Here is a 20493-nt window from a genome sequence, read left to right on the forward strand (position 1 = left end):
CGGAGGGCGGACCTTCAGGCAGCTACCGCCGCCCGTTATGCAGCGTTACAGCTTGATCCAGGTCGCCTTGATCTCGGTGTACTTATCGAAGGCATGCAGCGACTTGTCGCGGCCATTGCCCGACTGCTTGAAGCCACCGAACGGCGCGGTCATGTCGCCGCCGTCATACTGGTTGACCCACATACTGCCGACACGCAGCGCCTTGGCAGCCAGGTGCGCCTTGGACAAGTTACTGGTCCAGATGGCAGCCGCCAGACCGTAGATGCTGTCGTTGGCGATCTGAATGGCTTCCTCGGTGCTATCGAACGGAATGACGGTCAACACTGGGCCAAAGATCTCTTCCTGAGCGATGCGCATGGCGTTGTGCGCGTCATCGAAGATGGTCGGTTCAACGTACTGGCCGCCGGTCTCTTCCAGGGTGCGCTTGCCGCCGCAAAGCAGCTTGGCCTGATCCTTGTGGCCGGCGTCGATGTAGCCGAGCACGGCATTCAGGTGACCGGCATCGACCAGCGCACCGACCTTGGTATCCGGGTCAAGAGAGTGGCCGGCTTTCCAGTCCTGCATGGCTTCCAGCACCATCGGCATGAATTGATCTTTGATCGAGCGCTCCACCAGCAGACGCGAACCGGCGGTGCACATCTCGCCCTGATTGAAGCAGATCGCGGCAGCAGCAGCCTCGGCCGCGGCCTTGAGGTCTGGTGCATCGGCGAAGACGATATTCGCGCTCTTGCCGCCTGCTTCCAGCCAGACGCGTTTCATGTTGGATTCGCCGGCGTAGATCATCAGCTGCTTGGCAATCTTGGTCGATCCGGTGAACACCAGGGTGTCGACATCCATATGCAGCGCCAGCGCCTTACCAACGGTGTGACCGTAGCCTGGCAGCACGTTGAGCACGCCAGCCGGAATGCCCGCTTCAAGTGCCAGCTGCGCCAGACGCAACGCAGTCAGGGGCGACTTCTCGGACGGTTTGACGATCACCGAGTTACCCGTAGACAACGCCGGCCCGAGCTTCCAGCAGGTCATGATCATCGGGAAGTTCCACGGCACGATGGCGGCAACCACGCCAACCGGCTCACGGGTCACCAGGCCCAGCTCATCGTGCGGGGTGGCGGCCACTTCGTCATAGATCTTGTCGACCGCTTCGCCGCTCCAGCGAATCGCACGGGAGGCACCCGGCACATCAACGCCCAGGGAGTCGCTGATCGGCTTACCCATATCCAGGGTTTCCAGCAGCGCCAGCTCTTCAGCATGCTCATCCATCAGATCGGCAAAACGGATCATCACGCGCTTGCGCTGCGCTGGGGCCATACGCGACCACACGCCAGACTCGAAAGTGGCGCGGGCATCCGCCACAGCCAGCTCGGCATCGGCCAGATCACAGCTGGCCACCAGGCCGAGCAGGCGACCGTCAACCGGGCTGATGCACTCAAAGGTGGCCCCAGAAACAGCGGCGCGGTACTCGCCATGCACGAAGGCGCGGCCCTCGATCTTCAGGTTGTTGGCGCGCTGCTCCCAGTCGGCACGAGTCAGGCTAGTCATTGCTACATCCTCTATCGCTAGTAAAGCGCCGCAGGTCTGCCGCACGCGCTGTCAATTATTCTGCATGGGCAGCAAGAACATGCTTACCCAATCCTGCCGGCAACACTAAACCAGAGGCCTGCACACTTCCAATATTTTTTACAAAAACTGGCAAAGCCGCCTTGTTATGTGTGCTTTATTAAACATAGACTGCGAAAACTTCCACCCCAACCGACAACAAGCCTGGCCAGAACAGGCGCACATCCCCAACCGGACCCGCTTATGAACATCGAACAGATTGTCGACTTCGCCACCGCCACCACCGCCCCGGAGCACTATCGTCCAGCGGCGGAAAAAGTCCTCAAGGGTGACCCCGAGCAAAGTGTGCGCAACCACTACGGCAGCCCGTGTGGGCAGTTCAATACGGGGATCTGGGAAGGCGGCATCGGCCACTGGACCATCAACTACACCGAACACGAGTACTGCGAAATTCTGCAAGGCGTCTCGGTACTGCGCGACAAGGATGGCAACGCCAAGACCCTGCGCGCCGGCGACCGTTTCGTGATCCCGGCCGGCTTCTCTGGCACCTGGGAAGTGCTGGAGCCCTGCCGCAAGGTCTATGTGATCTTCGAGCAAGCCAGCAACTGATCGCCATTCATGCGTCACCCCTTCGCCCGCCTTGCGCGGGCTTTTTATTGCCTGGGTTTCGCAGCGGCCAACCACGACCATGTAATACCCAAAGCCGCAGCCATCTCTGCCACCCGAGCTGCCAGGGCTGAATCACGGGCAAGAAAAAGCCCGCCATATAGGCGGGCTTTTTCGGCAAGGAGCCAGATCAATTACTTGATCTTGCCTTCCTTGTAGATCACGTGCTTACGCACAACCGGATCGAATTTTTTGATTTCGATTTTGTCCGGAGTGGTGCGCTTGTTTTTGTCGGTAGTGTAGAAGTGACCAGTACCGGCACTCGAGATCAAACGGATCAATTCACGCATGACTTTCCCCTTAAACCTTTTCGCCGCGAGCACGCAGCTCGGACAGAACGACGTCAATACCACGCTTGTCGATGCAACGCATGCCTTTGGCAGAAACGCGCAGACGCACGAAACGGTTCTCAGACTCGACCCAGAAGCGGTGATGCTGCAGGTTCGGCAGGAAACGACGACGGGTTTTGTTGTTTGCGTGGGAAATGTTATTCCCGGTTACCGGACCCTTACCGGTAACTTGACAGACTCTCGACATGCCTCAGCCCTCTAAAACCACATGCCCAACCCGGCATGGGTTGGCCGCTAATATTCAATCTTGGCGCTTAGCGCCGCGTATCTCGAGGGTCTTACCGGCCGTACCTGAAAGCGCAAGAACCGGGCCCCTACAAAAGAGCGCTGCTTTATACCAGAAAGCCCCCAGCGCAACAAGGTTAACCGTACTTTACCCGGCAAAGACCAACTCGCAATTCCGGCGCCCAGGCCGGCCGGTGGCGGCAACAGCGCAGATCGACCGCTCGTCGCCAAGACCTGATTGCCCCGCCGCCGGATAATGGCCTAGGGTAAGACCTTCGTCCGCGCATCCACCTTGTCAGGAGTTTGCCATGCGTCTTGCCACCCTACCGCTGCTGCTCGCCCCGCTACTGGCTCCCGCCCTGGCCCAGGCCAACACGCTCAGCGTCTGTACAGAAGCCAGCCCGGATGGTTTCGACGTGGTGCAGTACAACTCGCTGACCACCACCAACGCCTCGGCTGACGTATTGATGAACCGCCTGGTGGATTTCGATGCTGTCAGCGGCACGTTGCAGCCGAGTCTGGCGCTGGCCTGGGAGGTCAGCCCGGATGGCCTGAGCTACAGCTTCACCCTGCGTCCGGACGTGCAGTTTCATCAAACCGACTATTTCACTCCCAGCCGCCCGCTGAATGCCGATGACGTGCTATTCAGCTTTCAGCGCATGCTCGACCCGACCCATCCGTGGCACAAGGTTGCGCCCAGCGGCTATCCCCACGCGCAGTCGATGCAGCTGCCAAGCCTGATCAAAAGCATCGACAAGATCGGCGCACACAGCCTGCGTTTCACCCTCAACCGCCCGGACGCCACTTTTCTCGCCACCCTGAGCATGGGCTTCGCCTCTATTTATTCCGCCGAATATGCCGCGCAACTGCTGAAGGCCGGCACCCCGCAAGCGCTCAACAGCCAGCCGATTGGCAGCGGCCCGTTCGTTTTCAAGCGTTTTCAGAAAGACGCCAGCGTGCGCTACAGCGCCAACCCGAGCTACTTCGCCGGCAAACCTGCGGTGGACAACCTGATCTTCGCAATTACCCCGGACGCCAACGTGCGCCTGCAGAAGCTGCGCCGCGGCGAGTGCCATATCGCCCTGTCACCCAAACCACAGGATGTGCAGGCCATCAGCAGCGACAACACGCTAAAGAGTGCACATACCGCCGCCTTTATGACCGCCTTCGTCGGCATTAACAGCCAGCACCCGCCACTGGCCCAACCCACCGTGCGCCAGGCAATCAACCTGGCCTTCGACAAAGCCAGCTACCTCAAGGCGGTATTCGAGAACAGCGCCGAAGCGGCTAACGGCCCCTACCCGCCCAATACCTGGAGTTACGCCAGCGAACTGCCCGGTTACCCGTACAACCCTGAGAAAGCCCGCGAACTGCTCAAGTCCGCCGGTCTGGCCGATGGTTTCAGCACCACCATCTGGACCCGCCCCACCGGTAGCGTGCTCAACCCTAACCCGAGCCTGGGCGCACAACTGCTGCAGGCTGACTTGGGCAAGGTCGGCATCAAGGCGGAAATTCGCGTGATTGAATGGGGCGAGCTGATTCGCCGCGCCAAGGCCGGCGAACATGACCTGCTATTCATGGGCTGGGCCGGCGACAACGGTGACCCGGACAACTTCCTCACCCCGCAATTTGCCTGCGCCTCGCTTGAGTCCGGGCTGAACTTCGCCCGTTATTGCAACCCGCAACTGGACAAGCTGATCGCCGACGGCAAACGCACCAGCGACCAGGCGCAGCGCAGCCGGATATATAAGGAAGCGCAGCAGATCATTCAGCAGCAGGCGCTGTGGCTGCCACTGGCCCACCCGACCGCCTATGCGCTGACGCGCAAGCAGGTCGAGGGTTATCAGGTCAGTCCGTTCGGTCGCCAGGACTTTTCCAAAGTGCGTTTGAACCCTTAAAGCCAGCCGTACTCGGCCATCGACAGCGGCTCACCGTCGCCAACGATAAAGTGGTCGAGTACGCGCACATCCACCAGCTCCAGCGCCTCTTTCAGGCGACGGGTCAGCACCCGATCCGCCTGGCTGGGCTCGGCAACACCGGACGGATGGTTATGGGTCAGAATCAGTGCCGCCGCGTTGTGCACCAAGGCGCGCTTGACCACCTGTCGAGGGTAGACACTGGCACTGTCGATGGAGCCATGAAACAGCGCCTCGAACGCCAGCACACGGTGCTTGGCATCGAGAAACAAACAGCCAAATACCTCATGCGGCTCATGGCGCAGCAGCGCCTTCAGGTAATCACGCACAGCTTGCGGGCTTTCCAGCGCCGAATCCCGGCGCAGCTGCTCGGCCAGATGACGACGCGCCATCTCCAGCACCGCCTGCAACTGGGCGAACTTGGCCGGCCCCAGGCCCAGGCGCTGGCTGAACGAGGGCAGATCCGCCTGCAACAAGGCCCGTAGACTGCCGAAATCCCTCAACAGATGACGCGCCAGATCGACCGCGCTTTGCCCGGCCACCCCGGTGCGCAAGAAAATCGCCAGCAACTCCGCGTCGGTCAGGGTGACTGCGCCCTGTGCCAGCAACTTTTCCCGCGGGCGCTCTGCCGCAGGCCAATCACGAATACTCATCACACCTCCATGTGTGCTAAAAGGCGCGACAACGCGCCACGCCAGCGCGCGCAAAGCCAAGCCAGGCAAGCACTTGGCAGCGCTACTCGCATACAACCCTTGTGCTATCGTAGCCCAACTTTTGCGCGGCGCCTGACCTGGGGAGGTGTCAGCGTCGCGGTGTATATCCATCTCTATAAAAGGCAGGCCTATGCAGCGGCTGTATCGGAAACGCATCATTGTTGGCGTGGGCGGCGGTATTGCCGCGTATAAGAGTGCCGAGCTGATTCGCCGACTCAAGGACCAGGACGCCGACGTGCGCGTGGTCATGACCAAAGGTGGTCGCGAATTCATCACCCCGCTGACCCTCCAGGCCCTCTCCGGGCATCCGGTACACCTCGACCTGCTTGACCCCGAAGCCGAAGCCGCGATGGGTCATATCGAGCTGGCGCGCTGGGCTGATCTGGTGCTGATCGCCCCCGCCACTGCCGACCTGATGGCCCGCCTGGCCCAAGGCGTCGCGGATGACCTGCTGACCACACTGGTACTGGCCACCGATGCGCCTGTGGCATTGGCACCCGCGATGAACCAGGCCATGTGGCGCGACCCGGCGACCCAGGCCAATGCCCAACTGCTGAGCCAACGCGGCCTGCACCTGTTCGGCCCTGCCGCCGGCAGCCAGGCCTGCGGCGATGTCGGCCTGGGCCGTATGCTCGAAGCCGAGCAACTGGTGCAATGTGCCGCCGACTGCTTCCAGCATCAGGCACTGACCGGCAAGCATGTGCTGATCACCGCCGGCCCGACCCAGGAAAATATTGATCCGGTGCGCTACATCACCAACCACAGCTCCGGCAAGATGGGCTTTGCCCTCGCCGAAGCCGCTGCCGAAGCGGGGGCCAAGGTCACCCTGATCAGCGGCCCGGTGCACCTGCCAACCCCCGAGCGCGTCACCCGCATCAACGTAACCAGCGCCCGCGACATGCTTGCCGCCTGTGAAGCCGCAATGCCCTGCGACCTGCTGATCGCCGCGGCCGCCGTGGCTGATTACCGCCCGGAAGTGGTCGCCCAGCACAAATTGAAAAAAGACCCCACCAGTGGTGATGGCCTGCTCCTGCAAATGGTGCGCAACCCGGATATTCTCGCCACCCTGGCGGGGCGCTCTGATCGCCCGTTCAGCGTCGGCTTTGCCGCCGAAACCGAGAATCTGCTGGAGTACGCCTCGCGCAAGTTGCGTGACAAGAATCTCGACCTGATCGTCGCCAATGACGTGGCCAATCCCAGCATCGGCTTTAACAGCGAAGAAAACGCCATCACCATCATCGACCGTGAACTTCAACAAAGCAGCTTCGCCCAGACCAGCAAAAGCAAGATTGCCCGTCAGCTGGTGAGCTTTATTGCCGATCGTATGGCCAACTGCTGACACCCACTTACCGAACCGAGTCCGATATGCACGCCTTACAAGCCAAGATCCTCGACCCGCGCCTGGGCACCGAATTTCCCCTGCCGCACTACGCCACGCCAGGCTCCGCCGGCCTCGACCTGCGTGCCATGCTCAAGCAGGATCTGGTGCTGGAACCAGGGCAAACCGTACTGATCCCCACCGGCCTGTCCATCTACATCGGCGACCCCGGCCTGGCCGCAATGATCCTGCCGCGCTCGGGCCTGGGTCACAAACATGGCATCGTTCTGGGGAACCTCGTCGGCCTGATCGACTCGGACTACCAGGGCGAATTGATGGTGTCCTGCTGGAACCGTGGGCAGAGCGCCTTCACCGTCGCCATCGGCGAGCGTATCGCGCAACTGATTCTGGTACCGGTGGTACAGGCGCATTTCGAGCTGGTTGAACAGTTTGATGAGAGCCAACGCGGCGCAGGCGGCTTCGGCCACTCCGGTAGCCATTGATTGCCTTAATCTAATTCCAGAATGAATTGCCGAGGAGACGCTGCATGAAACTCTTCAAGCGCACGGCCAAGGACGCTGACGGAGTAACCGCCAGCGCCCAATTGACCAGTGCCCCCGCCGCCAAAGCGGCCAAGAACAGCCCCAATGCCCTGTTGCCAGGTGTGCTGGCGGCGTTAGTCGGCATCATTCTGGCCGGCGCGCTGCTCTGGTTCGGGCCGCTCAACAGCGCCTACCAACAGCAGCTGCAGCAACTCAGCCAAGCCTGGGGTGGCGGTCAGGCGACCGTGTTGCAGAAAGCCCTGCAGCAACTGAGCGCCGACACCCAAGCAGCCGCACGCAACCCGCAACTGCTACAAGCCCTGCAAAGTCAGGACATCAATCAGATCCGCAACGCCGAACGCAATCTCACTTACTGGCACGGGGTGGTCGACGCGCACCTCAACGCCCGCGGCCAGGCGGTGCAGGACATGGGCCGCAGCGCGCCGATGAACTTCGCCGCACTGGACATGCTGCGCCGTGCAGAAAACGGCCAGACGCCCGCACCGGAGGCCTACAAAGTTGGCCAACGCTGGCTGGTGTATAGCGCCGCACCGCTGCGCCTGAGCGAAGGTGAGCCGCTGCATGGCACGCTGCTGCTGGCCGTGGACCTGGAGCGCCTGCTCGCCAGTCTGCCGGTGATGCCCGCCGAAATCGGCCAGATCCAGCTGATCCAGCAGTTCAACAACACCGCGGCCCAGGTCCTCGCCCAACGCGGCGACGCGCAAGGCACCGCGCAAGCATTTAGCACCGGCAACCCCAACTGGACAGTCAGCTTTACCCCCGGCCCGTCACTGACCAACCCGGTATTCTCGCCGCTGCTACTGGCCATCGCCGGGCTGCTGGCCCTGGCTGGTGCAATTGCCGGCCTCTACCTGCTGCAGAGCAGCCTGCAACGTCACCTGCGTGACGACGTGCTGCAACTGGGGCAGATGCTCAAGGAGCTGAGCGCAGGCAAGGCCGTCAAAGCCTTTAGCCTGAGCCTGCCCGCCCTGGATATCCTCGCGCAGAACCTCGCACGCATACCGCGCCGCGCCACTGAACAGGCCGCCGCCCCGACGGCCAATGCAGGTGCAGCCAATCCAGGAGTCGCCGCCATGCAGACGCCTGCCAGCGCCATGGTCGACCCACTGTTTCAGGACACCGACATCCTCGACATCGATATTCTCGACGAAGATCAGGACCTGCTTGGCCTCGATGAGCCGGCGCCAGCTCCCGTGCAGACGAAAGCGCCCAAGCTGCCCGCCGATATCTTCCGCGCCTACGACATTCGCGGCGTGGTCGGCCGCACCCTAAACGCCGAAACCGCCTACTGGATCGGCCGCGCCATCGGCTCGCAGAGCCTGGCCCAGGGCGAGCCGAACATCGCCGTCGGCCGCGACGGTCGCCTGTCCGGTCCAGAGCTTGCGCAGCAGTTGATCCAGGGCCTGCTCGACTGCGGTTGTAACGTCAGCGATGTCGGTATGGTGCCAACGCCCGTGGTGTATTACGCCGGGCATATCCTCACTGGTAAATCAGCAGTGATGCTCACTGGCAGCCATAACCCGCGCGACTACAACGGCTTCAAGATCGTCATCGCCGGCGACACCCTGGCCAACGAACAGATCCAGGCCCTGAAAACACGCATCGACAACAACGACCTGGCCAGCGGTGTCGGCACGGTCGAACAGGTTGATGTGCTGGAACGCTACTTCAAGCAGATCCGCGACGATATCGCCATGGCCAAGCCCATGCGCGTGGTAGTCGATTGTGGCAACGGCGTGGCCGGAGTGATCGCCCCGCAATTGATCGAGGCGCTGGGCTGCTCGGTCATTCCGTTGTACTGCGAAGTCGACGGCAACTTCCCCAACCATCACCCGGACCCCGGCAAACCGGAAAATCTGGTGGACCTGATCGCCAAGGTGAAAAGCGAGAAAGCCGACATCGGCCTGGCCTTCGATGGCGACGGCGACCGCGTCGGTGTGGTGACCAATACCGGCACCGTTGTCTATCCGGACCGTCTGCTGATGCTATTCGCCAAGGACGTGGTGTCACGCAACCCCGGCGCCGACATCATCTTCGACGTCAAATGCACGCGCCGCCTGACCCCGCTGATCAGCGGCTACGGCGGCCGTCCGGTGATGTGGAAAACCGGTCACTCGCTGATCAAGAAAAAAATGAAGGAAACCGGCGCGCTGCTGGCCGGCGAGATGAGCGGGCATATCTTCTTCAAGGAACGCTGGTTTGGCTTTGACGATGGCATCTATGCCGCCGCGCGCCTGCTGGAAATCCTCAGCCAGGATCGCCGCGACGCCGAACACGTGTTCAGCGCCTTCCCCAACGACATTGCCACCCCGGAAATCAATCTCCAGGTCACCGAGCAGAGCAAGTTCAGCATCATCGAACGCCTGCAGCGCGACGGCGTATGGGGTGAAGGCAATATCACCAACCTCGATGGCGTGCGCGTCGACTACCCCAAAGGCTGGGGCCTGGTGCGCGCTTCCAACACTACACCGGTGCTGGTATTGCGCTTCGAGGCGGAAACTGAAGAAGAACTTGAACGGATCAAGGAAGTCTTCCGCGCCCAGCTGTACAGCGCGGTGCCCGACCTCGACCTGCCGTTCTGATTGATTAGCGAATTGTCTACTGGAGCCCTGCATGACCCTCGAACGTGATGCTGCCACCAACGTCGCCAAGGTACTGTCCGAAGCGCTGCCGTATATCCGCCGCTTCGTCGGCAAGACGCTGGTAATCAAATACGGCGGCAACGCCATGGAAAGTGAAGAGCTCAAGCAAGGCTTCGCTCGCGACATCGTGCTGATGAAAGCGGTTGGCATCAACCCGGTGGTGGTGCATGGCGGTGGCCCGCAGATCGGTGATCTGCTCAAGCGCCTGTCCATCGAAAGCCACTTTGTCGACGGCATGCGCGTCACCGATACCGCGACCATGGACGTGGTGGAAATGGTCCTCGGCGGCCAGGTCAACAAAAGCATCGTCAACCTGATTAACCAGCACGGCGGCAGCGCCATCGGCCTGACCGGCAAAGACGCCCAGCTGATCCGCGCGAAAAAACTTACCGTAACCCGGCAGACGCCGGAGATGACCCAGCCTGAAATCATCGATATCGGCCATGTCGGCGAAGTCACCGGGGTCAACATCGACCTGCTGAACATGCTGGTCAAAGGCGACTTTATTCCGGTAATCGCACCGATTGGCGTCGGTCCGGACGGCGAGTCGTACAACATCAACGCCGACCTGGTGGCCGGCAAGGTCGCCGAAGCCCTGAAGGCCGAGAAGCTGATGTTGCTGACCAATATCGCCGGACTGATGGACAAACAAGGCCAGGTGCTCACCGGCCTGACCACCGAACAGGTCGACAGCCTGATCGCCGATGGCACCATCTACGGCGGCATGCTGCCGAAGATCCGCTGCGCCCTGGAAGCGGTGCAAGGCGGGGTGACCAGCGCCCATATCATCGACGGTCGCGTACCGAACGCCGTGCTACTGGAAATCTTCACCGACAGTGGTGTGGGTACCCTGATCTGCAACCGCAAGCGCCACTGAGAACCTGTTTACGATCTGCTGCGCGTCGGCCCTACTACGTTAAAAACAGGCTCGGAATACTCATTTACACCAGTAAACTCCGCTTCCTCGCCTGTTTTTGCCTTGTATGGCTCTAGCTCGCAAGATCGTAAATAGCTTCTAAGCATCCATAAGCGAATCAGCCGGGTAATCCTGGCTGATTCAGCCGCCTGATAGCCTGCTGCAACTCTTGCAGCAGGCCGCCGCAACACCGAAGCTCAGTGAACCTACACTGCCAGCCAGAGGTGTACCGCATGCCAACCGTACCTTCCCGCGAAGCCTTCAGTTTTTTCCACACGCTGCGCGTGCGCTGGGCCGAAGTGGATCCGCAGAGCATCGTGTTCAACGGTCACTACCTGACCTATGCCGATGTCGCCATCACCGAATACTTTCGCGCCCTGGGCATTCGCTATCCGGATGACCTGAGCCGTGACGGCAGTGACTTCTTCGCAATCAAGACCGTACTGGAATACCTAGCACCCGCACGTTTTGATGATCAGCTGCAAATCGGTATTCGAGTCGCCCGCCTTGGCCGCTCCAGCCTGAGCTTTGCCATGGGCATCTGGTGCGGCGAGCTGGCACTGACCGCCGGCGAAGTGATTTACGTACACGCGGACGGCACAAGCCGCAGCAGCAGTCCGCTACCGGCATGGTTGAGGGAGAAAACTCTGGCCTTTGAGCGCTGCGCGCCTGAGCAATAAGGCTACTGGTTACGGCCCAGCAACTCCTTGAGCCGATCACGGTCAGCATTGAAGCTGCTGTCCGCCTCTTTGCGCGCCGCCTGATAGCGCTGGATGTCGCCCTTGAGGCGCACCTGTTCGGCTTTCTGGTTATCGATCTGCGCCAGCAAATGCGCAGGCACCGCACGTCCAGCGCGCTCGTGGTCGGCGGCCTGACTCTGCAGGTTGGCCTGCTGCGTACGCACCGACTGCAGGTTACCGCGTGCCACCCCAATCAGACCATCCAGCTCGGCCAGCTTACGCTCACGTGCACGCTCGACGTCGTCCGGCGTACTGTACAGCCGCAGTAGCTGTGCATCAGAGCTGGCGCGGGCCTTTTCGGCAAGAATGCGCTTCATCTCCTCAGGGCTCGGTGCAGGCGGGATCACCTGAATCACTCGCCCCTGATCATTCAGCACTTCATAGCCTTTGCTGATGTGCTCCGGCGGCACACCCTGACGACTAAGCACCGTGACACCCTTGTCATCGACGTAGCGGTACAACTCAGCCGCACCCGCCACAACCGGCAGCAGTAGGCCTAGCAACAGCGAACAGCAGGTCAGGGCAGGTCTATGCATCGATACAGCACCTTAATCGGCAGGTTAGATTCCGTATTCAGCGCGGTAAGCTTCTACCGCTGGCAGATACTGCTTGAGTTCAGCATCCTCTGCCAGATATTCCAGTACCTGTTCGAGTGACACAATGCTCACCACTGGCATGCCATAGTCGCGCTCGACTTCCTGAATCGCCGACAGCTCACCTTTACCGCGTTCCTGACGGTTCAACGCGATCAGCACTCCGGCGGCTTGCGCGCCCTGGGCCTGGATGATCTGCATCACTTCACGAATCGCCGTGCCAGCGGTAATCACGTCATCGATGATCAGTACACGACCCGCCAGCGGCGCCCCTACCAGGGTGCCACCTTCGCCGTGATCCTTGGCTTCCTTGCGGTTGAAGCACCAGGGCATATCACGCTGATGATGCTCAGCCAGCGCCACTGCGGTGGTCGCCGCCAGGGGAATACCCTTATAGGCCGGGCCAAACAGCACATCGAATTCGATACCGCTGTCCACCACGGCCGCCGCATAGAAACGCCCGAGCTGGGCCAGGGCCAAACCGCTGTCAAACAGCCCGGCATTGAAGAAATAAGGACTGATACGCCCGGATTTCAGGGTGAACTGACCAAAGCGCAGAACCCCACGCTCGATGGCAAAACGGATGAAGTCGCGTTGATACGCTTGCATTAAAAAGCCCCGGACAGCACGGATTTACTAGGTAATTTAGCTAATAGAGGTGAGCTCGGGTATCATACACGCACGTGATTTTGGGGGCCATTTATGCGGATCATCAGTGTGAACGTGAATGGTATTCATGCTGCAGTCGAGCGCGGTTTGCTCAGTTGGCTGCAAGCACAGAATGCCGACGTCATCTGCCTGCAGGACACCCGCGCCTCCGCCTTTGAACTGGACGACCAAGCCCTCCAACTGGATGGCTATTTCCTCTATGCCTGCGATGCAGAAGTGCCAAGCCAAGGTGGCGTGGCGCTGTATTCGCGGTTGCAACCCAAGGCGGTAATCAGTGGCCTCGGCTTTGAAATGGCCGATCGCTATGGGCGCTACCTGCAGGCCGATTTCGACAAAGTAAGTATTGCCACCATGCTGATGCCTTCGGGGCAGCAGGGTGATGAAAGCTTGAATCAGAAATTCAAGTTTATGGACGACTTCACCCATTATTTGGACAAGCAGCGCCGCAAGCGCCGCGAGTACATCTATTGCGGCTCGTTCTATGTGGCACATCAGAAGCTCGACGTGAAGAACTGGCGCGACTGCCAACAATCACCAGGCTTCCTTGCACCGGAGCGCGCCTGGCTGGATGAAGTGATCGGCACCATGGGCTATGTCGATGCGCTGCGCGAAGTCAGCCGTGAAGGCGACCAGTTCAGCTGGTGGCCGGACAGCGAGCAGGCCGAACTGCTCAACCTCGGCTATCGCTTCGACTATCAGTTGCTCACGCCCGGCATGCGTCGCAGCATCCGCAGCGCCCGCCTGCCTCGTCAGCCACGCTTCTCGCAGCATGCGCCGCTGATCGTCGATTACGACTGGATACTCAGCGTATAGCCTGATAACAGAGCATAAAAAAGCCGGCTAAGCGCCGGCTTTTTTATGCTCTGCCATCCCTGGCCGCCACCCTGCGGAGGCCGTTGCGATGCGACGCTAACAATCGCTTCCGGCGATCTTTTGCTGTCTGCGCAACGCTTATTTCACCAAGCGCCAAGCAAAGGGGTAACGGTAAGCCTGGCCTTCATTGGCCTTGATCCCGGCAATGATGGTCAGAACCAGCGCCGCAATGCTGACCAGCACCAGCAGCGGAAAGCCCACGACGACGACCATCAGCAGAAAGCACAGCAGTGCGGCCAGGGCCACGCTGATCTGGAAGTTCAGCGCTTCCTTGCCCTGCGCATCGACGAACGGATCCAGGTCCTTCTTGATCTGCCAGACGATCAACGGCCCAAGCAGGTTGCCAAAGGGAATCACCAGCCCGAGAAAGGCAGCAAAGTGGCAGAACATCGCCCACTGGCGGGCTTCAGGGCCGGGAACCGGCTGTGGCGCTTGGGACTCGTCGCTCATGGTGCTTCTCCTTGCGTTACAGACTTGTAATACAGCTCAATCAGTCAGCCAGAGCCGCTTGCTGCAGTTCGAACAGCTCAGTCATGCCCTTCTGCGCCAACGCCAGCATGGCGTTCAGTTCGGCCGGCTGGAACGGCGCACCTTCGGCAGTGCCCTGCACTTCGATAAAGCCACCGGTGCTGGTCATCACCACGTTGAGATCGGTTTCGGCCGCGGAGTCTTCCAGATAGTCCAGATCCAGCACTGGCTCGCCCTGATACATGCCCACCGATACGGCGGCAATCATCTGCTTGAGCGGATCGCCACCCTTCAGGCCGCCACGCTTCTTGATCACTTTCAGCGCATCTATCACCGCCACCATAGCGCCGGTGATAGATGCGGTGCGCGTGCCACCATCCGCCTGGATCACATCGCAATCGACATACAGGGTGTTCTCGCCCAGCTTAGACATATCCAGCGCGGCGCGCAGCGAACGGCCGATCAGGCGCTGAATTTCCAGGGTGCGGCCGCCCTGCTTGCCACGGCTGGCTTCACGCTGGTTACGGTCACCAGTGGCACGCGGCAGCATGCCGTACTCCGCGGTCAACCAACCCTGGCCCTGGCCTTTGAGAAAGCGCGGAACACCCGACTCGACACTGACCGTGCAAATCACTTTGGTATCGCCAAACTCCACCAGCACCGAACCCTCGGCATGCTTGGTGTAGTTGCGGGTGATGCGAATCGAGCGCAACTGATCGGCGGCGCGGCCACTAGGACGTTTCATCTAGGAATTCCTGCTCTGAATAAAAAATCTGCCCGGCATTATAGGGCCGTAAGCCCGTAGCGGGTGTGCCGAATTGGGAGCGACCGACGCACTGCGCTACAATCCTGCGCCTTTCGTTCCGACTTTTCGCGAGGTTCGCCCCATGATCCACAGCATGACCGCCTTCGCCCGCGCCGAGCAGGCCGGAGCCAACGGCACCCTGAGCTGGGAGCTGCGCTCGGTCAACCATCGCTACCTGGAACCCCACCTGCGCCTGCCGGAAAGCTTTCGTGACCTCGAAGGCGCGGTGCGCGAAGCACTGCGCAATGGCCTGTCGCGCGGCAAAGTCGAGTGCACCCTGCGCTTCAGTGACGACAATGCTGGTAAAGCCCTGCAAGTTGACCTGGAACGCGCCGCGCAACTGGTCGCCGCCGCCGAAAGCGTGGCTGGCCTGATCAAGCAGCCCGCCGCGCTCAACCCGCTGGAAGTGCTTGGCTGGCCTGGCGTACTGGTAGCCGATGCTGCCGACCCGCAAGCCCTGAACCAGAGTGCTCTGGCACTGTTCAACGAAGCGTTGACCGAGCTGAAGAAAGGCCGCGAACGCGAGGGCGCAGAGTTGGCCAAGCTGCTCAATGAGCGCCTGGACAGCATCCTCGAACAGGTGGCCGCCCTACGCGAACTGGTACCGCAGATGCTTGCCGGACAACGCCAGAAAATTCTCGACCGCTGTGCCGAGATGCAGGCCGAACTCGACCCGCAGCGCCTGGAGCAAGAGCTGGTGATTCTGGCGCAGAAAAGCGATGTGGCCGAAGAGCTGGATCGCCTCAGCACCCACGTCAGTGAAGTGCGACGCGTGCTGAAAACCGGAGGGCAAGCCGGCCGGCGCCTGGACTTCCTGATGCAGGAACTCAACCGCGAAGCCAACACCCTTGGCTCCAAGGCCTTCGACACCCGCAGCACCCAGGCGGCGGTAAACCTGAAAGTGCTGATCGAGCAGATGCGCGAACAAGTGCAGAACATCGAGTAAGGCAAACCGCTACTGCTACTCTTCGAACAACGCGTTTCAGGATTGATCCATGAGCATAACCACCGGCACCCTCTATATCGTTTCCGCCCCATCCGGCGCGGGCAAGACCAGCCTGGTCAAGGCGCTGATCGACAGCGAAGCGCAGATCCGCGTGTCGGTCTCGCACACCACGCGCGCCATGCGCCCAGGCGAGGTAGACGGGGTGAACTACCACTTCGTCAGTCGCGAGCAATTCCACGCCATGCTCGATAAGACCGAATTCCTCGAACACGCGGAAGTCTTCGGTAACCTCTATGGCACCTCGCAGGAATGGGTCAAACAGACCCTCCGCGACGGCTTCGACCTGATTCTGGAGATCGACTGGCAAGGCGCGCAGCAGGTACGCCGACTGATGCCGGAAGCCAAATCCATCTTTATTCTGCCGCCGACCCAGGAAGCGCTGCGCCACCGTCTGACCAACCGCGGCCAGGACAGCGGCGAGATCATCGAGCGACGCATGCGTGAAGCCGTCAGCGAGATGAGCCACTACGTCGAATACGACTACCTGCTGATCAACGATGACTTCGCCCACGCGCTGAGCGATCTGAAGGCGATTTTCCGCGCCAATCAGCTGCTGCAAGGCCCACAACAGCAACGCCACAGCGGTTTGCTCAGCGAGTTACTGGTCTGACTTATCACGCTGCGGCAAATCAAAGCTTCCCTTAATGCTGGTGATTTTTTAGACTATCCAGTCCGCTCGCCCATTTGGGCCCAGCTCTATTACGCATTTGCTACGAGGAACACCATGGCCCGCGTTACCGTCGAAGATTGCCTGGATCACGTTGATAACCGCTTCGAGCTGGTCATGCTCGCTACCAAGCGCTCGCGCCAACTGGCTACCGGTGGCAAAGAGCCGAAGCTGGCTTGGGAAAATGACAAGCCGACCGTAGTCGCGCTGCGCGAAATCGCTGCTGGCCTGATGAGCTACGACGTCATCGCGCAAGACGATATCGTCGAAGAAGAACCTCTGTTTGCTGCATTCGAGGAAGAGGCTAACGAGCCTCTGTAAGCCTATGCCGGGTCGACGTCGTCAGGCGCAGGGTCATCTGAATCGGCAAGGGGTACGCCCATGCCGAGCATAGACGCCCTCGCCGACAGACTTTCGACCTACCTCGACGGCGACCAGGTCAACCTGGTTCGCCGCGCTTATTTCTACGCCGAACAAGCCCACGACGGCCAACGCCGCCGCAGCGGCGAAGCCTACGTCACTCATCCTCTGGCGGTGGCGAGCATCCTGGCAGACATGCACATGGACCATCAGAGCCTGATGGCCGCGATGCTGCATGACGTGATCGAAGACACCGGTATCGCCAAAGAAGCTCTGGACGCCCAATTCGGCGAATCCGTGGCGGAACTGGTCGATGGGGTCAGCAAACTGACCCAGATGAACTTCGAGACCAAAGCCGAGGCCCAGGCCGAAAACTTCCAGAAAATGGCCATGGCCATGGCCCGTGATATCCGGGTGATTCTGGTCAAGCTGGCCGACCGCCTGCACAACATGCGCACCCTGGAAGTGCTGTCCGGCGAAAAACGCCGACGCATTGCCAAGGAAACCCTGGAAATCTACGCACCGATTGCCAACCGCCTGGGCATGCACAGCATGCGCATCGAGTTCGAAGACCTGGGCTTCAAGGCCATGCACCCGATGCGCTCCGAGCGCATCCGCACAGCGGTCAAGCGGGCTCGGGGCAACCGCAAGGAAATCGTCAACAAGATCGAAGAGTCGATCACCCACTGCCTGGCCCGTGAAGGCATGGAAGGCGAGGTAATGGGCCGTGAGAAGCACCTCTACGGCATCTACCAGAAGATGCGTGGCAAGCGCCGGGCGTTCAACGAAATCATGGACGTCTACGCCTTCCGCATCGTGGTCGACAAGGTCGACACCTGTTACCGCGTGCTCGGCGCCGTGCACAACCTGTACAAACCCCTGCCGGGGCGCTTCAAGGATTACATCGCGATCCCCAAGGCCAACGGCTACCAGTCGCTGCACACCACGCTGTTCGGCATGCACGGCGTACCGATCGAGATCCAGATCCGTACCCGCGAGATGGAAGAGTTGGCCAACAACGGCATTGCCGCACACTGGCTGTACAAATCCAACGAGGAAGACCAGCCCAAGGGCAGCCACGCCCGCGCGCGGCAGTGGGTCAAGGGCGTGCTGGAGATGCAGCAACGCGCCGGCAACTCGCTGGAATTTATCGAGAGTGTGAAGATCGACCTGTTCCCCGACGAGGTCTACGTGTTCACGCCCAAGGGCCGCATCATGGAGCTGCCAAAAGGTTCCACGGCGGTCGACTTTGCCTACGCCGTGCACACCGATGTGGGCAACACCTGCATTGCCTGCCGCATCAACCGCCGTCTGGCACCGCTGTCGCAGGCACTGGAAAGCGGCTCAACTGTCGAGATCGTCACCGCGCCAGGGGCACGCCCGAATCCGGCCTGGTTGAGTTTCGTGGTCACCGGCAAAGCGCGCACCCACATTCGCCATGCCCTGAAGCTGCAGCGCCGCTCAGAGTCCATCAGCCTCGGTGAGCGCCTGCTGAATAAAGTACTGGCCGGCTTCGACAGCCGTATCGACAAACTCTCGCCCGAACGCATTAAGGCTGTGTTGGCCGAATACCATCAGGAGGTCATCGAAGACCTTTTGGAAGACATCGGCCTGGGTAACCGTATGGCCTACGTGGTCGCGCGTCGCCTGCTCAGCGACAGCAACGAGGCGCTGCCGAGCAGCGAAGGCCCACTGGCCATCCGTGGCACCGAAGGCCTGGTGCTGAGCTACGCCAAATGCTGTACGCCGATTCCAGGCGACCCGATTGTCGGCCATTTGTCCGCCGGCAAGGGCATGGTGGTGCACCTGGAAAGCTGCAAGAACATCGGCGAAATTCGCCACAACCCGGAAAAATGCATCCAGCTGTCGTGGGCCAAGGACGTTACCGGCGAATTCAATGTCGAACTGCGTGTCGAACTGGAACATCAACGCGGCCTGATTGCCCTGCTCGCCGGCAGCGTGAATGCCGCCGATGGCAACATCGAGAAAATCAGCATGGACGAGCGTGATGGCCGCATCAGCGTCGTGCAGCTGGTCGTCAGCGTACATGACCGCGTACACCTGGCCCGGGTGATCAAGAAACTGCGCGCCCTCACCGGGGTGATCCGCATTACCCGCGCGCGCGCCTGATCCACCAACACAAAAGTTGCACAGCGCAATCAACCGCCAGCTGTACTTTGACAGCCGCTGTGGCTTTCACCCAACCTAGGCAATCTAACTGGCAGCGCGCCCATTTGCGCTGCAGTGTTCCTCCACATCAGCTTTACAGGAGTTCCCATGAGCAAGAGCGTTATCACCAGCGACAAGGCCCCAGCCGCAATCGGCACCTACTCCCAGGCGATCAAGGCAGGCAACACCGTGTACATGTCCGGGCAGATCCCGCTGGACCCGAAAACCATGGAACTGGTGGAAGGATTCGAAGCCCAGACCGTGCAGGTATTCGAGAACCTCAAGGCCGTGGCCGAAGCGGCTGGCGGCTCGTTCAAGGACATCGTCAAGCTGAACATCTTCCTCACCGATCTGTCGCATTTCGCCAAGGTCAATGAAGTCATGGGCCGTTACTTCGAGCAGCCCTACCCGGCCCGCGCAGCCATCGGCGTAGCCGCACTGCCACGCGGCTCGCAGGTGGAAATGGACGCTATTCTGGTTCTCGAATAAGCCCCTCGGCGGGGCTGCTGCCCCGCCCATCCCTCTTGAGGACGCCGCATGCGTTGCCTGTTTGTTGCTTTGCTCACCGGCGTCCTGCTCAGCGGTTGCGCCAGCCCTTCACACGACCCCAGCGGCACCTGGATCAACCAGGCCGCCATTGACGCGGCCGTGGACAGCGGCAACCTGCGCGAAGCCCTGCTGGCCTACGGCCCCAATCTGGAATGGCAACTCGACAACCAGCGCCAGCTGGCCAGCTTCAGCAATGGTTTCGAGCGCGGCGAAGGCAGCTTCGAGCGCCAGGCCAACGGCCAGCTGCGCGTGCAGTTCTACGGTGATTTTCAGGAAAACCTGAGCCTCAGCGGCAATGAGCTGATTCAAGCGCAAAGCGATACCTGGCCGGAGCAGCGCTTTGTCCGCGCACCCGCAGCGCCCGGCCTACTGGCGCCACCGGGGAGCAGCTTCGAGCAGGCGCTGTACAGCGCTTACCTGGGCGGCACCTGGCTGATCAAGGAAGGCCTGGGCGAAGGCGGCCTGGTGCTGTTCCAGGCTGATGGCAGCCTGCAGGGGCTGCCAGGCGCGGAGCGTTATGCGTTGTGTCTGGCAGGTGACTGTGCGGCCATGAGCGGCGAGTTCGACAGCCTCTGGCTGCAACTGGGCGACCAGGGGCAAAGCTGGCTGTTCGAGCGTGACGGCGACCAATTGCGCGTCTTCGAAGCGCTCAACCGCTCACAGATCGATGAAATGCCCAGCTACTACAAAGGCCAGCAGCGCTGGCTGCTGGTCAAACGCTAAACCCG

The 20493-nt window shown here is 60.8% G+C and carries 22 protein-coding genes; 14 read left to right on the forward strand and 8 right to left on the reverse strand.

The annotated features are described in order from the left end of the window. Nucleotides 1-45: 45 nt before the first annotated feature. Entirely contained in the window at nucleotides 46-1539 is a 1494-nt protein-coding gene (locus ACIN8IBEIGE_RS05285) for an aldehyde dehydrogenase (protein ID WP_160013734.1), read from the reverse strand. A 261-nt stretch (nucleotides 1540-1800) separates the two neighbouring features. Here ACIN8IBEIGE_RS05285 and ACIN8IBEIGE_RS05290 point away from each other — a divergent pair, with 261 nt between their 5' ends. Beyond that, the gene (locus ACIN8IBEIGE_RS05290; protein ID WP_160013735.1) at nucleotides 1801-2166 is read left to right on the forward strand and encodes a cupin domain-containing protein; all 366 of its coding nucleotides are present in this window, start codon (nucleotides 1801-1803) and stop codon (nucleotides 2164-2166) included. 191 nt (nucleotides 2167-2357) lie between these two features. Here ACIN8IBEIGE_RS05290 and rpmG read toward each other — a convergent pair whose 3' ends face one another. Together rpmG and rpmB are read right to left on the reverse strand one after the other, a co-directional pair. After that, on the reverse strand, nucleotides 2358-2513 hold the full coding sequence (rpmG, locus tag ACIN8IBEIGE_RS05295) for a 50S ribosomal protein L33 (RefSeq protein WP_007894709.1): 156 nt from the start codon (nucleotides 2511-2513) through the stop codon (nucleotides 2358-2360). A 10-nt stretch (nucleotides 2514-2523) separates the two neighbouring features. Beyond that, on the reverse strand, nucleotides 2524-2760 hold the full coding sequence (gene rpmB, locus ACIN8IBEIGE_RS05300) for a 50S ribosomal protein L28 (protein ID WP_090240685.1): 237 nt from the start codon (nucleotides 2758-2760) through the stop codon (nucleotides 2524-2526). Between the two features lie 346 nt (nucleotides 2761-3106). Between rpmB and ACIN8IBEIGE_RS05305 the strand changes: the two genes are divergently transcribed. After that, nucleotides 3107-4696 (forward strand): ABC transporter substrate-binding protein, encoded by a 1590-nt coding sequence (locus tag ACIN8IBEIGE_RS05305; RefSeq protein WP_160013736.1) that lies wholly within the window; start codon nucleotides 3107-3109, stop codon nucleotides 4694-4696. Here ACIN8IBEIGE_RS05305 and radC read toward each other — a convergent pair. Further along, complete coding sequence (gene radC / locus ACIN8IBEIGE_RS05310; RefSeq protein ID WP_160013737.1) at nucleotides 4693-5367, reverse strand: DNA repair protein RadC; 675 nt, start codon at nucleotides 5365-5367, stop codon at nucleotides 4693-4695. The genes ACIN8IBEIGE_RS05305 and radC overlap by 4 nt on opposite strands. Nucleotides 5368-5557: 190 nt before the next feature. Here radC and coaBC point away from each other — a divergent pair, with 190 nt between their 5' ends. The 5 genes from coaBC to ACIN8IBEIGE_RS05335 all read left to right on the forward strand — a co-directional run bounded on the left by coaBC (nucleotide 5558) and on the right by ACIN8IBEIGE_RS05335 (nucleotide 11546). Further along, complete coding sequence (coaBC, locus tag ACIN8IBEIGE_RS05315; protein WP_160013738.1) at nucleotides 5558-6766, forward strand: bifunctional phosphopantothenoylcysteine decarboxylase/phosphopantothenate--cysteine ligase CoaBC; 1209 nt, start codon at nucleotides 5558-5560, stop codon at nucleotides 6764-6766. Between the two features lie 26 nt (nucleotides 6767-6792). Beyond that, nucleotides 6793-7248 (forward strand): dUTP diphosphatase, encoded by a 456-nt coding sequence (gene dut / locus ACIN8IBEIGE_RS05320; RefSeq protein WP_160013739.1) that lies wholly within the window; start codon nucleotides 6793-6795, stop codon nucleotides 7246-7248. Between the two features lie 44 nt (nucleotides 7249-7292). After that, nucleotides 7293-9890 (forward strand): phosphomannomutase/phosphoglucomutase, encoded by a 2598-nt coding sequence (locus ACIN8IBEIGE_RS21120; protein ID WP_160013740.1) that lies wholly within the window; start codon nucleotides 7293-7295, stop codon nucleotides 9888-9890. A 31-nt stretch (nucleotides 9891-9921) separates the two neighbouring features. After that, complete coding sequence (argB, locus tag ACIN8IBEIGE_RS05330; RefSeq protein WP_160013741.1) at nucleotides 9922-10827, forward strand: acetylglutamate kinase; 906 nt, start codon at nucleotides 9922-9924, stop codon at nucleotides 10825-10827. Between the two features lie 272 nt (nucleotides 10828-11099). After that, a complete protein-coding gene (locus ACIN8IBEIGE_RS05335; RefSeq protein ID WP_160013742.1) occupies nucleotides 11100-11546 on the forward strand; it encodes a thioesterase family protein in 447 nt (148 codons plus the stop codon). A 2-nt stretch (nucleotides 11547-11548) separates the two neighbouring features. Here the strand turns inward: ACIN8IBEIGE_RS05335 and ACIN8IBEIGE_RS05340 are convergent, their stop codons facing one another. Next, complete coding sequence (locus ACIN8IBEIGE_RS05340; protein WP_160013743.1) at nucleotides 11549-12142, reverse strand: DUF4124 domain-containing protein; 594 nt, start codon at nucleotides 12140-12142, stop codon at nucleotides 11549-11551. Nucleotides 12143-12166: 24 nt separating this feature from the next. Beyond that, nucleotides 12167-12808, reverse strand: a complete 642-nt coding sequence (gene pyrE, locus ACIN8IBEIGE_RS05345; protein ID WP_160013744.1) for an orotate phosphoribosyltransferase — start codon at nucleotides 12806-12808, stop codon at nucleotides 12167-12169. Nucleotides 12809-12901: 93 nt separating this feature from the next. Between pyrE and ACIN8IBEIGE_RS05350 the strand changes: the two genes are divergently transcribed. Further along, nucleotides 12902-13681: an exodeoxyribonuclease III gene (locus ACIN8IBEIGE_RS05350; protein ID WP_160013745.1), complete on the forward strand. Its 780-nt coding sequence runs from the start codon at nucleotides 12902-12904 to the stop codon at nucleotides 13679-13681. Between the two features lie 138 nt (nucleotides 13682-13819). On the opposite strand, the gene ACIN8IBEIGE_RS05355 is transcribed toward ACIN8IBEIGE_RS05350, so the two are convergent. Further along, the gene (locus ACIN8IBEIGE_RS05355) at nucleotides 13820-14191 is read right to left on the reverse strand and encodes a DUF4870 domain-containing protein (RefSeq protein WP_160013746.1); all 372 of its coding nucleotides are present in this window, start codon (nucleotides 14189-14191) and stop codon (nucleotides 13820-13822) included. A 40-nt stretch (nucleotides 14192-14231) separates the two neighbouring features. After that, complete coding sequence (gene rph / locus ACIN8IBEIGE_RS05360; RefSeq protein WP_090379746.1) at nucleotides 14232-14954, reverse strand: ribonuclease PH; 723 nt, start codon at nucleotides 14952-14954, stop codon at nucleotides 14232-14234. A 142-nt stretch (nucleotides 14955-15096) separates the two neighbouring features. Here rph and ACIN8IBEIGE_RS05365 point away from each other — a divergent pair, with 142 nt between their 5' ends. From ACIN8IBEIGE_RS05365 to ACIN8IBEIGE_RS05390, 6 genes are all read left to right on the forward strand, one after another. Continuing rightward, nucleotides 15097-15960 (forward strand): YicC/YloC family endoribonuclease, encoded by an 864-nt coding sequence (locus tag ACIN8IBEIGE_RS05365; RefSeq protein ID WP_160013747.1) that lies wholly within the window; start codon nucleotides 15097-15099, stop codon nucleotides 15958-15960. A 49-nt stretch (nucleotides 15961-16009) separates the two neighbouring features. Beyond that, on the forward strand, nucleotides 16010-16630 hold the full coding sequence (gene gmk / locus ACIN8IBEIGE_RS05370) for a guanylate kinase (RefSeq protein ID WP_090379740.1): 621 nt from the start codon (nucleotides 16010-16012) through the stop codon (nucleotides 16628-16630). A gap of 114 nt (nucleotides 16631-16744) precedes the next feature. Continuing rightward, nucleotides 16745-17008 carry a DNA-directed RNA polymerase subunit omega gene (gene rpoZ, locus ACIN8IBEIGE_RS05375; protein WP_090250565.1) on the forward strand — a complete coding sequence of 88 codons (264 nt, stop codon included), beginning with the start codon at nucleotides 16745-16747 and terminating at the stop codon, nucleotides 17006-17008. A 60-nt stretch (nucleotides 17009-17068) separates the two neighbouring features. Then, nucleotides 17069-19177: a bifunctional GTP diphosphokinase/guanosine-3',5'-bis pyrophosphate 3'-pyrophosphohydrolase gene (spoT, locus tag ACIN8IBEIGE_RS05380; RefSeq protein WP_160013748.1), complete on the forward strand. Its 2109-nt coding sequence runs from the start codon at nucleotides 17069-17071 to the stop codon at nucleotides 19175-19177. A 147-nt stretch (nucleotides 19178-19324) separates the two neighbouring features. Continuing rightward, on the forward strand, nucleotides 19325-19705 hold the full coding sequence (locus ACIN8IBEIGE_RS05385; protein WP_090250570.1) for a RidA family protein: 381 nt from the start codon (nucleotides 19325-19327) through the stop codon (nucleotides 19703-19705). Between the two features lie 48 nt (nucleotides 19706-19753). Further along, nucleotides 19754-20488: a hypothetical protein gene (locus tag ACIN8IBEIGE_RS05390; protein ID WP_160013749.1), complete on the forward strand. Its 735-nt coding sequence runs from the start codon at nucleotides 19754-19756 to the stop codon at nucleotides 20486-20488. Nucleotides 20489-20493 lie beyond the last annotated feature (5 nt).

Source organism: Pseudomonas sp. 8BK (assembly GCF_902506475.1).
Classification (GTDB): Bacteria; Pseudomonadota; Gammaproteobacteria; order Pseudomonadales; family Pseudomonadaceae; genus Aquipseudomonas; species Aquipseudomonas anguilliseptica.